Annotated in this window: 8 protein-coding genes; all 8 read left to right on the forward strand. The window is 32.0% G+C overall.

Features of this window, described 5'->3' with window-relative positions; translation table 11 throughout:
* The first annotated feature begins 3 nt into the window (after positions 1–3).
* The 8 genes from H0I27_RS01275 (at position 4) to H0I27_RS01310 (ending at position 15,340) form a co-directional block, all read left to right on the forward strand.
* The gene (locus H0I27_RS01275; RefSeq protein ID WP_218732140.1) at positions 4–2,160 is read left to right on the forward strand and encodes an alpha/beta hydrolase fold domain-containing protein; all 2,157 of its coding nucleotides are present in this window, start codon (positions 4–6) and stop codon (positions 2,158–2,160) included.
* Between the two features lie 20 nt (positions 2,161–2,180).
* Positions 2,181–4,352, forward strand: a complete 2,172-nt coding sequence (locus H0I27_RS01280; RefSeq protein ID WP_218732141.1) for a glycosyl hydrolase — start codon at positions 2,181–2,183, stop codon at positions 4,350–4,352.
* Between the two features lie 51 nt (positions 4,353–4,403).
* Positions 4,404–6,539 (forward strand): glycosyl hydrolase, encoded by a 2,136-nt coding sequence (locus H0I27_RS01285; protein WP_218732142.1) that lies wholly within the window; start codon positions 4,404–4,406, stop codon positions 6,537–6,539.
* A gap of 17 nt (positions 6,540–6,556) precedes the next feature.
* Positions 6,557–8,185: a T9SS type A sorting domain-containing protein gene (locus H0I27_RS01290; RefSeq protein WP_218732143.1), complete on the forward strand. Its 1,629-nt coding sequence runs from the start codon at positions 6,557–6,559 to the stop codon at positions 8,183–8,185.
* A gap of 223 nt (positions 8,186–8,408) precedes the next feature.
* Positions 8,409–10,019 carry a T9SS type A sorting domain-containing protein gene (locus tag H0I27_RS01295; protein WP_218732144.1) on the forward strand — a complete coding sequence of 537 codons (1,611 nt, stop codon included), beginning with the start codon at positions 8,409–8,411 and terminating at the stop codon, positions 10,017–10,019.
* 451 nt (positions 10,020–10,470) lie between these two features.
* Positions 10,471–11,910, forward strand: coding sequence for an arylsulfatase (locus H0I27_RS01300; RefSeq protein WP_218732145.1), 1,440 nt, complete (start codon positions 10,471–10,473; stop codon positions 11,908–11,910).
* Positions 11,911–11,931: 21 nt separating this feature from the next.
* Positions 11,932–13,509: an arylsulfatase gene (locus H0I27_RS01305; protein WP_218732146.1), complete on the forward strand. Its 1,578-nt coding sequence runs from the start codon at positions 11,932–11,934 to the stop codon at positions 13,507–13,509.
* 256 nt (positions 13,510–13,765) lie between these two features.
* Positions 13,766–15,340: an arylsulfatase gene (locus H0I27_RS01310; RefSeq protein WP_218732147.1), complete on the forward strand. Its 1,575-nt coding sequence runs from the start codon at positions 13,766–13,768 to the stop codon at positions 15,338–15,340.
* Positions 15,341–15,345: the final 5 nt, after the last annotated feature.

A 15,345-nucleotide genomic window follows, 5' to 3' on the forward strand; every position in this document is an offset into this window, starting at 1 on the left:
ACGATGAAAAATATTTTACATTTCATCCTTATATTCATTCTTTCAACATCGAGTTTGTTTAGTCAAACAAAAGTATTGTCTTTAGAGAATGCTAAAGGAATTGTAGCAGACAATTTAGGATCTGTAACCCTTTGGGAAAATCAAATTGAAGGATATGGTAATGCGATGCAAAGTGATACAAATCTTGGTGCAGAAGAATCACAAGAAACGTATCCAGGGAAAACCACGGTTCTTTTTAGTAAAGACGGTTCTTTTCTAGAGTTAGAAGGGTCTAGCACTTATGTTTCAGACAATAGTTATAGTGTTTTTTATGTTGGTAAAGCTGAAAACACAAACACAGGAAAACCAGCATCTTTATTAGGAAACTATGATATGAGTGGAGGATTTTCTAATTGTTACGGAATTAGATTTGTAAGATTACAAGATGGTAAGATTGGGTTTGATTATGCAAGACCAAATTATACTCGTGTAAATATTGGAGCTAATGAAATACCTGCAGATGCTTATTTCTTTTTTGGATTTTCAATAGATACTTCAGGAAATTATCAGTATTTCGATAGCACTTCTCCTATCGTAACTTCAGGTACTATTACTAACACGATGCGTACCAATGCTAATGAAGATCTTAAATTTAATATTTTTGAAGAAGTTGCAGGTACTCAAACCTATAACCATACAGAAGTCGTAGAATTAACAATGTATAATGAAGGTCTTAGTTCAACAGAGTTTCAGGATGAATACAATAGACTAGCTACAGAATATGCAGAGCTTGTGACAGCAGAATTCTCAATAACTGAGGTTTTACCTGAGAATCGTACCAATTTGCCCCAAAATGGAGCTATACAAATATCGTTTAGTCAAGATGTAGAAGTAATAACTTCAAATTATCCTAAAGTTTATGTAAACAAAAGTACTATTGAAACTAGCGGTACTTGGACATTATCTCCGTCTAATATTCTTACTTTTTTACCAGATGTAAATTGGCCAGCTGGTGGATTTGTATCTGTTCAAATACAAGAAACTCTTAAATCTGTAGATGATGTAGCAATTGGTTTAGAACAAGGAGATTCATTTAGTTTTATTGTGGAAGCTGATCAAGTTTTTGAATTTGATAATACGATAGAACTGGAAGCAATAGCTACAGTAGACTTTCCTATAGTTGGTCATAAACTACCATTAAAGTTAACAACACCTATAATTGACGAAAATACAACTGAAAAATTCCCTGTACATATATGGGTACATGGAGGTGGTTGGTCTGGTGGTACACCAGAAACTTCTTTGGCTGCTAACTCTCCTCATAAAGATTATTTGGCAGAAAATTTAGGGATTGCAACATTGTCTATTTCTTATAGATGTTCTGGTTCTAGTGGTACTTTTTCTTTAGCCAGAGAGGATGTACAAACGGCCTATGATTGGGCTTTAGCAAATGCCGATACGTACAATTTTGATATGACAAAAGTTTTTTTTAGTGGTGGATCTGCCGGTGCTCCATTAGCAGCAATAGCAGCAGAAGAAAATAATGCACTTGGATTTATTGGTTTTAACGGAATCTATGATTTTGTAAATGATGCAGGAGATTTTGGAACAAATAACAATTACAAACAAAACATTCCAAGTGAAGCGTTAAATTCACCTATCAATCTATTGACTAACACGCCAACTCCTACAATTTTAATGCATGGAGATGCTGATACAACTATAGATATTCGCCAAAGCACTCTGTTTACAGATGCTATAAACGCTAAAGGAGGAAATGGAGAGACTGTTGTTTACCCAGGAGAAGTTCATGCTTTTTTTAACCCTGGAAAACCAGCTTTTGAAGATGTTTTAATAGAAATGGTTGGTTTTATAAACGCACAACTTGAAGAGGTAAACCAATTAAGTACTAATAATATTAACACCGTAAAAAATCAAGTGACAGTTTACCCTAATCCTGTTAAACAAGGAAAAAACATCACTATCCAATCTAATCTTTTTGACCACCAAAAAATAAACGTACAAATTGTAAATTATTTAGGTCAAACAGTCTTAAACACCCATTTATATACGAATTCAAATACAATTATTTTAGACCCAATAATGCTATCAGAAGGTAATTATATTTTAAAGTTGCTAAGTAATAGTATTTTTCAAATACACAAAATAATTATTAATTAATCTATCTTAAATCAAAACTTATGAAAATAAAATTATTTTATTTAATGGTAATATTTTTTACTATTAACAGCTTTGCACAAACCAATACTTGTGGGATAACTGTAGACAATACGTTTGATGGTGGGACAACCTTATCTAATGGCTGGACAGAATACAATACCTCGGGACGAGTTACAGTGGAGTCGGGTAAATTAAAATTTAATCATAATATAGATATGCCTTCGGCTTATCACACTTTTACTCCAACATCTGAAAATTCAACTTTCTCTTTTGATGTGTCAGCTACACGTTCGTCTGTAAATTGTCAAGTGCATTTAATCTCTTCTACAGGAAAACATTTATCAAGTATTGCTTTAGGTATTGGAGTCGCTAATATTAAATATGCAACATCAATAGAAAATGGAGTTCCTAGTGGTTTTGTAGCTGGAGACCCTGCTATAGGTTTTCCGTCTAATAAGAATTTTATAATATCCTCTAAAATTGACTTTACCTCAAAAGAAATTGATATTTATGTTAATGGAGAATTGATGACAGCAGAAATCCCTTTTTTAGAAGATGCGGAAGATATTGCTAAGATAGACATTCAATTACTTTTTATGTATGCTAATAATGGGCAATTTTATTTTGATAATATTTCTTTATTAGGAGGAGATGAAAATCGTATTTTATTAACAAGTAATGTAAATGCTGCAGAGGATTTATTGGCATCTGCACCTATAGGTACAATTTATAATCAGTACCCACAATCTGCTGTTGATGCATTTCAACAAGCAATTGATGATGCTAATGCAATCATTTCTAATTGTGAAGCTACTTCGAATGATATTAACAATTCACTTTTAGCTATTCAAACGGCAGAAGAGGTTTTTGTGAATGCAAAAGTAAATGATCCTGTTCTTAAAATGTACAGCGAGTATGATTTTACAGGTGATGTAAACGAAGTTTATTGTGGTTATTACAATGGAGGTTTAGGTGCTTACGAAGATTGGGGAGTATCCTTTACCTTAGAAAAAGGATACATGGCTACTTTTGCACAAGATGTGAATGGCTTAGGTTTTAGTAAAATATATATTGCTCAAGATAATGCAATAGAAATCAATTTGCCTGCTGATTTACAAAATACGATTTCATTCATACGAGTGAGCCCTTGGTTTTCTTTAGGTAAAAAAGGAAGTTTAGGAAATGTAAAATGGACAACTGCTGATACTTATAATTCTTCGTGGTATTATAACTGGAGTTTAACGGCTCCACATTCAGAAGAAATCGAATTTGTTCCAATGTCTTGGAGTGGAGGTGATTCTAGAACATCACTCGAAGTAATGGAAGAAGCTGGACAAAATATGTCTTTCAATCATCTACTAGCCTTTAATGAACCTGATAACGAAGGTCAATCTAATATGACAGTAGCAGAAGCTCTAGAAGCTTATCCAAAACTGTTAGCTTCAGGCCTTAGATTGGGTGCACCTGGAGTAGAGAACGTGCAATATAGTGCAACAAGTGATTCTTTTAATGATGGTGCTTGGATTCAAGAATTTATGGACGGCTGTGTAGAACTTGGTTACCGTGTTGATTTTATTCCAGCTCATGATTATGTACGTCGTTCAAAGTCTACTTTTATAGAGCGTTTCAAAGCCTTACATGATCGCTATAACCTGCCAGTATGGGTGACAGAATATAACTACGGAAACCCAAATATGGGATCTGCAAATCTTACATTAGAACAAGGCTATTCTAATATAAAAGGTTTAACAGAAGCCCTTGAAGAAGCAGATTTTATAGAGCGTTACAATTGGTATTATTTCTTTGGACAAAATACAGGTATTGGTGGTATGACAGATGGCGAACTGAATATCACAGGTCAATTTTATAGAGATCTTGAATCACAAAATCCTTCTTACATTCAAGAAATATATGAACAAGGAACTCCATTATTAGTAAATAACAATTCAACTTTATCTAAAGTTTTATTGTATCCAAATGTAATAACCGATGGTGTTTTTAATTTAAGATATACACAAGAGCTTAAGAACAGTAATGTAGAATTAACTATTTATTCAACTGTTGGTCAGTTAGTAAAAAAGGTTTCGGGATTAAAAACAGAAATTGATGTTAGAGCACTCTCAAGCGGTGTTTATATTGTTAAAATAGAATCTCATTTAGGAAACTTTACTAAAAAAATTATTATACAATAAATGCTCTTTTTCTATCGAAAAAAGATTACTAAACTTTTAAACTCAAAAGAAATGAAACTAAAATTTTTATATATAATTGCTTTTCTTTTTGCTACAAATAATTATGCGCAAACAAGTTCTTGTGGAAGTGTGGTTGATGAAACTTTTGAAGGCGGCACTGCTCAGTCTATTGGTTGGACAGAATACAATACTTCTGGGAGAGTTACCGTTACTGATGGAAAATTAAAGTTTGATCATAATATAGATATGCCTTCGGTGTATCATACTTTTAATCCTACTTCTGACAATTCTTCTTTTTCTTTTGATGTTTCTGCTACACGTTCCTCAGTGGATTGTAGGGTGCATTTAATTTCATCTACAGGTAAGTATTTATCTACTATTATTTTAGGTAATGGAAATGCTAACATTGAATATGCAACTTCAATGGAGAATGGAGTTCCTGGTGGTTTTGTTGCTGGAGAACCTGCAACGAGATTTCCTGCAAATACAAACTTTACAATTTCTACTCAAATTGATTTTACTTTAGAGAAAGTTGATATTTATGTTAATGGAGAACTAATGATAGCGGATGTTCCTTTTTTAGAAGATGCTGAAGATATTGCTAAAATTGATATTCAGTTACTTTATATGTATGCTAATAATGGTCAATTCTATTTTGATAATATTTCTTTATTAAGTGGCGAAGAAAATCGTTTATTGTTAACAAGTAATGTTAAAACAGCAGAAAGTTTACTTTCTGCTGCTATTATAGGAGATAGTTATAATCAATATCCGCAATCTTCAGTTGATGTTTTTCAGTTGGTAATAGATAATGTAAATACAATACTTGCTGATTGTAATTCGGCTGCTAATATAATTGATGATGCAATATTAGAGCTTAAAAATGCACAAGATGTTTTTTCTGTATCATTGGTGAATGATCCTATTCTAAAAATTTATAGTTCTTATAATTCTACAGGCGAAGAACATGAAATGTATGTTGGTTATTACAACGGTACTTTAGGAGATTATGATAATTGGGCTGTTTCTTTTACTTTAGAAAAAGGATATATGGTAACTTTTGCAGAGAACATAAATGGTACGGGTGCAAGTAAAGTATATGTAGCTGCTGATAATGATTTAGCAATTATTCTACCCGTAGATTTACAAAAGAAAGCTTCATTTATCCGTGTTTCCCCTTGGTTTGATGTTCATAAGAAAGGAATGGCTGGTAAAGGTACAGATGTTATAGTAGAGTTTAATAATTCATGGCATTATAACTGGGGTACCTCAGGTGAAGATGTGGGTGATGCCAAATTTGTTCCTAATCAATGGAGTGGAGGTTCTGTTGCAAATGCAATAAGTTTAGGTAATAGAATGGATATCGCACATTATATGGCGTTCAACGAACCTGATGGAGCTAGTCAAGCTAATATGACTGTTGATACGGCTATTGAAAAATATGAAGCAATGTTGGCTTCTGGTTTGCGTTTAGGTTCACCGGCGAACAAAGACAATGCAAATGGTGGTGTTTGGCGTGATGAATTTATGACAAAGGCGGAAGAAAAAGGATATCGTGTAGATTATATTGTTGTGCATTATTACAAAAAAACGACACCAACAAATTTTTATAATTGGTTAAAAGCGATTCATGATAAATGGCAACGACCTATCTGGATAAAAGAATTTAATTATGGTGCTACTTGGACTGGTCAACCTGCCTCGAATGAAGCAGCAGGTGATGGATTAGAATCTTATATAAATATGTTAGATGATACTGATTTTATAGAGCGTTATGCTGTGTTTACTTGGCAACCAGACAAACCTATTTATTCATTAATGACTGTTCGTAACCCTGTAACTTTAAGTAGTTCTGGAATTATGTATCGTGATCATCAATCACCTATTGCATATACACAAGAAGAGTATGAGCAAGGTGTACCATTATCTGTGGATGATAATTCGGCTTTATTTAAATTTTCAGTATTTCCAACGGTAATAACCAGTGGTATTTTTAACTGGTCAGTTTCAGAAGAGGTTGATAAAAGTAATATCAATTTAACTATTTACAATATAGCAGGACAATTAGTTAAAGAAGTTCAGGGTCCAAATTCTGAAGTAAATGTGAGTAAGCTTTCTAGTGGTTTGTATTTTGTGAAAATCAATTCTGATTTAGGGAGTGTTATCAAGAAAATTATTAAGAATTAATTAAAAAAACAAATATCTTGATTATTATTAATAGAGTGAAACTAGACAGCATATTCAGAAGAAACCACAACTTTAATGTGAAAACAGTGGTTCTTTTATTCATATTAGCAGTAAATCTTAGCACCTTTGGTCAATCCATTTATACCAATGATATGGATTATGTTCTAGGTGATTGCAAGCAACGTTTTATTACGGGAGCAGTTGCAACACAAGAACAAGCAGATAATTTGCTAAAAGGTTTTAAGGCTATGAAAGTTAATGGAATTCGTATTCCTGTTTTTCCGAGAGATGCAAATACTGGAGTGAGCCTTAATCCTCATCCAACCATCATGAAGTATTTTTACGAACAGGCTTTAGTTGCTGGATTTCATGTTTTTGCGAATCCTGCTCAAGGTGGTGGAGGTATTAGAATAGCAAATCATTCGCTTTCTAACACAAGTTCTGTAAAAGGTATACAAGCAGCAACAGATGAATTGGTGAATAGAATTATAGAGTTCTCAAATGAATATCCAGGCCTTAAATGGTTAAACCCTTTTAATGAAGATGGAAGAACAAATACAGTTTGGAGCATAAGTCAAATTAATGAAATCTATAAACGTTTATATGATCATGGTGTTAATGGAGCAGAATTAATTGGCCCATGTACCTGGGGACTTCCTGCAGGAATTGATATGTTAAAAAACACGGATATTACAAAGTATATTACGGTTGCATCTTCTCATAATTTAGGACATAACGATGGACAGTGGTCAACTTTTAAAGCTTTAGCTGAAGCAAAGAACTTGCCAGTTTGGGATTCAGAAGCCAATAATGATCCTGGTAATACAGATACAAACAAAGTAGAGGCTGCTCTAGAAAATAAGGTAGATGGCTTAGTGGTATACAACTCCGGAAACAATATAGATCTAAACACAGGTGCTATAAACGGTACCAATGTTTATTATATGTCTGTGTATCTAAAACAAAGAGAGAGTATTGCTGTAAATGGTACTGCTACACAGTCAGAAACTACAGCTCCTCAATGGTCTGTAGAAGCTTCTCGTGCAATTGATGGCAACGTGAATGGTCATTGGTCAGGTGGTAATGGGTCCGTTACTCATACAGCTGGTGTTAATCCTTGGTGGCAAGTTGATCTTGGTTCAAATAAAAATATAGAAGAAATTAAGATATACAATAGAACAGATGCCAATCCACAAAACCTATCTAATTTCACAGTAACAGTTACAAATACTAGTGGTAGAACAGTATTTTCTAAAACATATGCAGATTATCCAAACCCCTTTTTAGTAATTGAAACAGGAGATATAAGTGGTCGTATTGTTAAAGTACAAAAAAATGATATAGGCACATTAACTTTAGCAGAGGTGCTCATTTTTGCAACAAGTCAACCTTTGTCTATTAATATTTACGATGAAATTAAAGTTAGTGTTTTTCCAAATCCAACTACAGACAAATTAATAATATCTATACCTAATAACGTCTTAAAAAGATATACTTTATATAACCTAAGTGGACAAATGATTTCTACAAATAACACAAATACAAAAGAGGTTGAAATAAATGTAAGTAAACTACCAATGGGTATATATTTCCTAAAAATGGAAGGTGATAAGTTTTATGGAATACATAAGATAATAAAAAAATAAACCGTTTTATATTTCTTTAAATATAACAGCATCTAGATTTACTTTAGATGCTGTTTTTTATTTAAAACTAAACATAATCAGGAACACTCACTCTTATATTTATAACAATACATCTTTTTTCTCTTACAGTTAATAAACTGCAACATAATCACTCCTTAACTGAGAATTTAAAAGCGTAAAAAAAATATATTTTTGTGGCTCACACGATTATAAATAATAACAAATGAATACAAAAAACTACTTTCTAAAGACACTATTTTTAACTTTAATTATTTATTGTATCAACACAAGTGTGTATAGTCAAACAACTATTTATACCAATGATATGGATTATGTAATAGGTGACACAAAACAGGCTTTTATAACAGGTGCAATTACTACAGAAACACAAGCAGACAATCTACTTAAAGGATTTAAAAATTTAAAAGTAAATGGTATACGTATTCCTATTTTCCCAAGGGATGAGGATACAGGGGTGAGTCTTAATCCTGAGCCTGAGATGATGAAATATTTTTATGAACAAGCATTAGCACAAGGGTTTCTTATTTTTGCGAACCCAGCGCAAGGTGGTGGAGGGGCACGAATAGCAAACAATGATCTTTCCGAAGAAGGAGGGGTAAATGGTGTTCAAGCTGCAACAGATGAATTAATTGCTAGAATGTTAGAGTTTTCCGCAGAATACCCAAACTGTAAATGGCTTAATCCTTTTAATGAAGATGGTAGAGCCACTAGTAGTACTTGGAGTGTAGATCAATATCATACTATCTATGCTGCACTATACAACAATGTAAACGGAGCAGAATTGGTGGGACCCTGTACTTGGGGGTTAGGTGCAGGAATCGACATGCTTCAAAACACAAATATATCTGACTACATTACAGTAGCAACGTCTCATAATTTAGGATTTGAGCATGGGAAATGGCCTACTTTTATAAATTTAGCGAAAGCAGATGATTTACCTGTTTGGGATTCTGAAGTGAATCATAGTGATAAATATGGAACAGGAACTCGTTTAGAAAAAGCTATAGAAAATAAAGTAGATGGATTGGTGTTGTATGATATATGGAAAAATATTAGCTTAACTGATGGATATATCAATAGTGGTGGACAAGATATGATGATTTTATATTTAAAAGATTACACTATTCCTGTTGGTATTGCTGTAGATGGTGTTGCTACACAATCAGAAACTACAACTCCTCAATGGTACGTAGAAGCCTTAGTTGCAATTGATGGTAACACCAACGGCCATTGGTCTGGTGGTAATGGGTCTGTTACTCATACATCCGGTGAAAATCCTTGGTGGCAGGTTGACCTTGGTTCTGATAAAAAAATAGGAGAAATTATTATACATAATAGGACAGATGCCAATCCACAAAATCTATCTAATTTTACTGTAACAGTTACAAATACTATTGGTAGTAAGGTATTTACTAAAACATATGCAGATTATCCAGATCCACGTTTAATAATTGAAACGGGTACCATAAGTGGTGGTGTTGTTAAAGTACAAAAAAATGATACAGGTACATTAACTTTAGCAGAAGTACAAGTTTTTGCTCCAGATGAAAGTTTATCTACAGAAATATTTGATAATATTAATGTTAAAATTTATCCAAACCCGGTTGCTGATGTTTTTACCATATCTGCACCTATTTCAACATTCAATCAATATGAAGTTTATAATATAAACGGACAGCGAATTTTAAGTGATAGCATCTCTAATAATACAGGAGAAGTTGAAGTTAATTTAACCAATTTTTCAAGAGGTATTTATATGATAAAATTAAACGGTGTTCAATTTTCTAAAACATATAAGATCGTTAAAGAGTAATTAAAACATATATTTATATTAGTAAAACAGCATCTTTTAAAGGTGCTGTTTTTTTATGTGTAAGAAGTAGATGTAAAAAGATAATATTAGATTTTAATGGTATTTTTTTTCTACTACAGTAATTCTTTAACTTATAAAAAGACCTTTAAATTGTTATCCTCTAAAATAGTGGGGCTTAGGTTTTATTAAATTAACGATGTTTTGAGTGGCATGCAACATTTATATACCTCAAATGAGAAGCATGTTATTTATAAAGTAATTAGTTTTGCTTTAGTGTTGTTTTCTGGGGGAAATAGTAAAAAGAGGTTCATTATGTTTTTAAAAGGAGCTCTAATGTTGCAATAAAAATAAAATGTGCTATAAGAATATTTTATTTTTATTGAATAAAAAAACTATTCTTTAGCAAGTAGCCAATTAAAAACCATTTCTTATTTTAAATTATATATTTCTAATGAAGACGATAAGATTTATTTTTATTTTACTATTACTTACTTCTTGTAAGTTTACTAAAAATGTAAATACAAAAAATAGTATAACTAAAAATACTAGGCCTAATATCATTTATATTCTGGCAGATGATTTAGGGTATGCAGATATAGGTCCTTATGGGCAAAATAAAATTAAAACCCCCAATTTAGATAAAATGGCTAAGGAAGGAATGATTTTTACCAATCATTATTCTGGATCTACAGTATGTATGCCATCTCGAGCAAGTTTGCTAACCGGTTATGATCAAGGACATGCAACAGTAAGAGGAAACCCAGTTTGGACCAATAGTGGAAATCCTGTCAATTTAAAAAGACATGAAAAAACCGTTGCTAATGAACTTAAAAAAGTTGGTTATAAAACTGCTGTTATTGGTAAATGGGGATTGTCTGAAGGTAACAACGATGGTAATTTTCCATCAGAACATGGTTTCGATTATTTTTTAGGATATAAAAAACATGGTCAGGCACACCATTATTATGCAGATACCCTGTATTTAAATAATGATCCTTATATTCTTAAAGGAAACAAACCTTTGTTAAAACAAGGTAAATACACACATGATGTTTTTGTAAACGAAGCACTTAGTTATGTAGAAAGAGAAAAAGATAATCCATTTTTTCTTTATATGGCATTAACATTACCACATTTAGAGATAACGGTTCCAGAAGATTCTAAGAAACAATATTTGGATTTAGGATGGCCAAAACGTAAAATGAATACCAAAGGGCATTATAAAAATGATCCAGAGGGAAACACAACGTATGCAGGTATGGTTTCTCGTATGGATAGAGATATTGGTAAATTATTAGAGAAGTTAAAAGAATTAGGGATTGATGATAATACCATTGTTTTCTTTTCTAGTGATAATGGTCCTGAGTTTGAAAAAAGAGACAAATTTTTTAATAGCAATGGAGATTTAAGAGGCGGTAAACGTGAGTTATATGAAGGAGGAATTAGAGTTCCTTTAATTGCTAGATACCCAGGAAAAATTGCACCTGCCACTAAAAGTGAACATATTTCTGCTTTTTGGGATTTTTTACCAACAGTTTGTGATTTAGCAGGTGTTACTCCAGAAAATAAAGACATCAACGGAATTTCTTTTGCTCCTGAGTTATTAGGGAGAACAAAAGATCAAACAAAACATGAATATTTATATTGGGAGTTTAATGAGCGCCAAGGTCCTATACAAGCCATTAGGCAAGGCGATTGGAAAATGGTTTGGCTATTAGAAAAAGAACCAGAATTATATAATCTGTCATCAGATATTGGAGAACAAAATAATCTTGCAAAACAATATCCAGAAAAGTTGAATGAAATGCTTTCAATTTTAAAAAATGTGAGAACAGAAAGCGCAGAGTTTCCTTTAGAAACAAGAGCATTAGCATTAAAAAAAAGAAAATAATTTTTTAAAATTAAATATAAAATGAATAAGTATAGCTGTCATTTAATAGTATTATCTCTATTAATTTTTTCTGCTTGTAGTAGTTCTAATGTAAAAACAAAAGACGAAAAAGTAGTTTCTAAAAAACCAAATATCATTTACATTCTTGCTGATGATTTAGGGTATGGAGATGTGAGTAGTTTTAATCCAGAGAGTAAAATACCAACTGTAAATTTAGACAAAATGGCGTCTAATGGAGTAATGTTTACAGATGCACATACCTCTTCTGCTGTTTGTACACCAACAAGATATGGTATTTTAACAGGTCGTTATAATTGGAGAAGTAGCTTAAAAAGTGGAGTTTTAGGTGGGTATTCAAAGTCATTAATTACACCAGACAGAACAACAGTTGCAGATGTGCTAAAAAACCAAGGCTATAAGACTGCTTATATTGGTAAATGGCACATGGGCTGGGATTGGACTTTTAATGGAGAACAAAAAGAAACCATCAATAATTTGCATACAATACAAGATGTAGATTATACAAAACCTATTAAGAATGGTCCATCTACGCATGGTTTCGATTATTCGTTTGGTTTCTGTGGTTCTCTAGATATGCCGCCTTATGTATATGTAGAAAATGACATGCCAACCATGGTACCTACAAAAACCACCCAAAATAAAGATTCTAAGGGAGTGTGGAGAAAAGGACCAACTTCAGATGATTTTGTACATCAAACAGTATTACAAGATTTAACAGATAGAGCTATTAATTATATAGGAGATAATGCAAGTGGAGATAAACCTTTCTTTTTGTATTTGCCTTTACCAGCACCTCATACACCAATTTTACCTTCGGATGAGTTTTTGGGTAAAAGTAAAACGAATGAGTATGGCGATTTTGTATTGCAGGTAGATGATGTGGTTGGTCAAATTAGAGAAAAACTAAAAGCATTGGGTATTTCAGAAAATACCTTGTTGGTTTTTACAAGTGATAATGGATGCTCGCCAAAAGCAGATTTTAAAGAATTAGAAAAGTTTAATCACGATCCTAGTTATGTGTTTAGAGGTATGAAAGCAGATATTTATGAAGGAGGGCATCATGTACCTTTTATTATAGAATGGCCTAACCAAGCATTAAAGAATGTAAGTACAGATAGAACAATTGGTACAACAGACTTTTTTGCAACTTGTGCAGATATTGCTGGTTATAAAATTAAAGATACAGAAGGTGAAGATAGTTACAGTATGTTACCATTATTAACCAATAAAGAGACAAAAGAAATAAGAGAATATATTGTGTATCATTCTATAGATGGTTCATTTGCCATAAAACATGGCGATTTTAAACTGTGTTTAACGCAAGGTTCTGCTGGGTGGAGTTACCCAAAACCACAAGAGATAAAAAAGAAAAAATTAGATTTACCTGAAATGCAATTGTTTAATATCAAAGAAGATGTTTCAGAAACTAAAAACCTAATTGTAAGTTATCCTAAAAAAGCAGCAGAATTAAAAGCAGCTTTAAAGAAAATTATTTTAGAAGGAAGAAGTACTGAAGGAGTTGTTCAAACAAATGAAGGTATGGACCACTGGAAACAGATAGAAGCAATTATTAATTAATTAATTAATTAATTAATTAATTAATTAATTAATAATTGTAAGTGGATTATTGTTTTTTTGATAAACAATTTTAATTTCGAAATTATGGTATATAATTAGATTTAAAAAACGTAATAGTTAACTATGTGTAAAATACTATTGAGTATTACAGGAAACGTCTAAACTAGGCGGAATTTGTAAAATTCAATATAAAGACCAAATTATTGAAATTGAAGCAGAAGCGAATCAAATGTATCAACCTAAATTTTAAACAAAGATGAAAAATAGCTATGCTTCTTTTAAAATAATAATGTTATTGGTTGTTATTTTCTTTTCTTGTGATAAAAAAGAACAACAACAAAGCAAGCCGAATATCATCCTTATTTATGCCGATGATTTAGGAATTGGTATGTTAGGTCATGAAGGGCAAAAAATTATAACAACACCTAATATTGATCAATTAGCAAATGAAGGAATGAGGTTTAAAAACTCTTATTCGAGCATGCTATGTGCACCGTCAAGAGCGTCATTAATTACAGGTAAAACAGATACACACGCAACTTCTTTTGAAATATCTAAGGCAGGAATTTATAAAAAAGCCAGACAAGAAGGTTTTTCTCCAGAAGAAATAGAGGCAAAGATTAATAAGATTCTAACTCCTATTCCAAAAGAAGATTTGTTTTTAGGAGAAGTAGCTCAAAAAGCAGGATATGTTACAGCACAATACGGAAAATTAGAATGGGGTTTTGCAGCTACACATCAACAAATGAACAGACATGGATGGGACCATTATTTTGGTTATTTAGATCATGTTAGAGCACATGGTTTTTATCCTCCTTATTTATTTGGTAATGATGGATTGGTGAAAATTGAAGGCAATACTTTAATAAATTGTGCAAAATCTATAGAGCCAGAAACGCCAGAAGCGTATAAAGAACGTTGGGATATGACGGGTAAAAAAACATACTCTCAAGATATTTTTATGGATAGTGTTACTACGTTTATCCAAAAAAATAAAGACAAACCATTTTTCTTATATTTTCCTACACAATTACCACACGGCCCTGTTTCTATACCTAAAGTTCACGATGATTTTATAAATGACAGTAGGTTAACACAAATAGAAAAAGAGTATGCTTCTATGGTAAAATTATTAGATGATAATGTAGGAGAAATCATGAACGAGCTTAAAAGTAGTGGAATTGATGATAATACCATTGTAATATTTAGTGCAGACAACGGACATGAAATTTATTATGCTAAAGAAGGTAGAATTGATAAAAAGTACACAAACAGATATACTAAACAACGTTTTAATGACTATGATAGAAAGTATTATAGCGAATTAGCTGGTGATGTTTTTGATGGAAATGGTGGAAGAGCAGGTTTAAAGAGAAGTAATTTACAAGGAGGTATTAATGTTCCGTTAATTGTAAGGTGGCCTCAAAAGATAGCTCCTAAAACGGTAAGTAAACGTCTGGTTGCTGGGTATGATATATTACCAACTGTAGCAGAAATTGCTGGTTTTTCTGAAGAACTAAAAGTTGATGGAATTTCTTTTTATGATGAATTATTAGGTAGTAAAAAGAAGGTAGAACATGATTATGTGGTGTTTTCTTCGTTTATAGGTCCCACATTAATTACAAATGATGGTTGGAAAATTAGATATTACAATCATAAAAAAGCATTTAATTTATATTATTTACCAACAGATTTTAAAGAAGAAAATGATTTATCTAGAGAGCATCCAGAAAAATACAACACACTTAAAAAATTGCTTTTAAAAGCGTGTGATGGTGACTATAATAATGGTTTTTTTAAATGGAGTAAAATTATGAATATTAAAAAGTAATAAAT

This window comes from Polaribacter sp. HaHaR_3_91 (assembly GCF_019278525.1).
GTDB lineage: Bacteria > Bacteroidota > Bacteroidia > Flavobacteriales > Flavobacteriaceae > Polaribacter.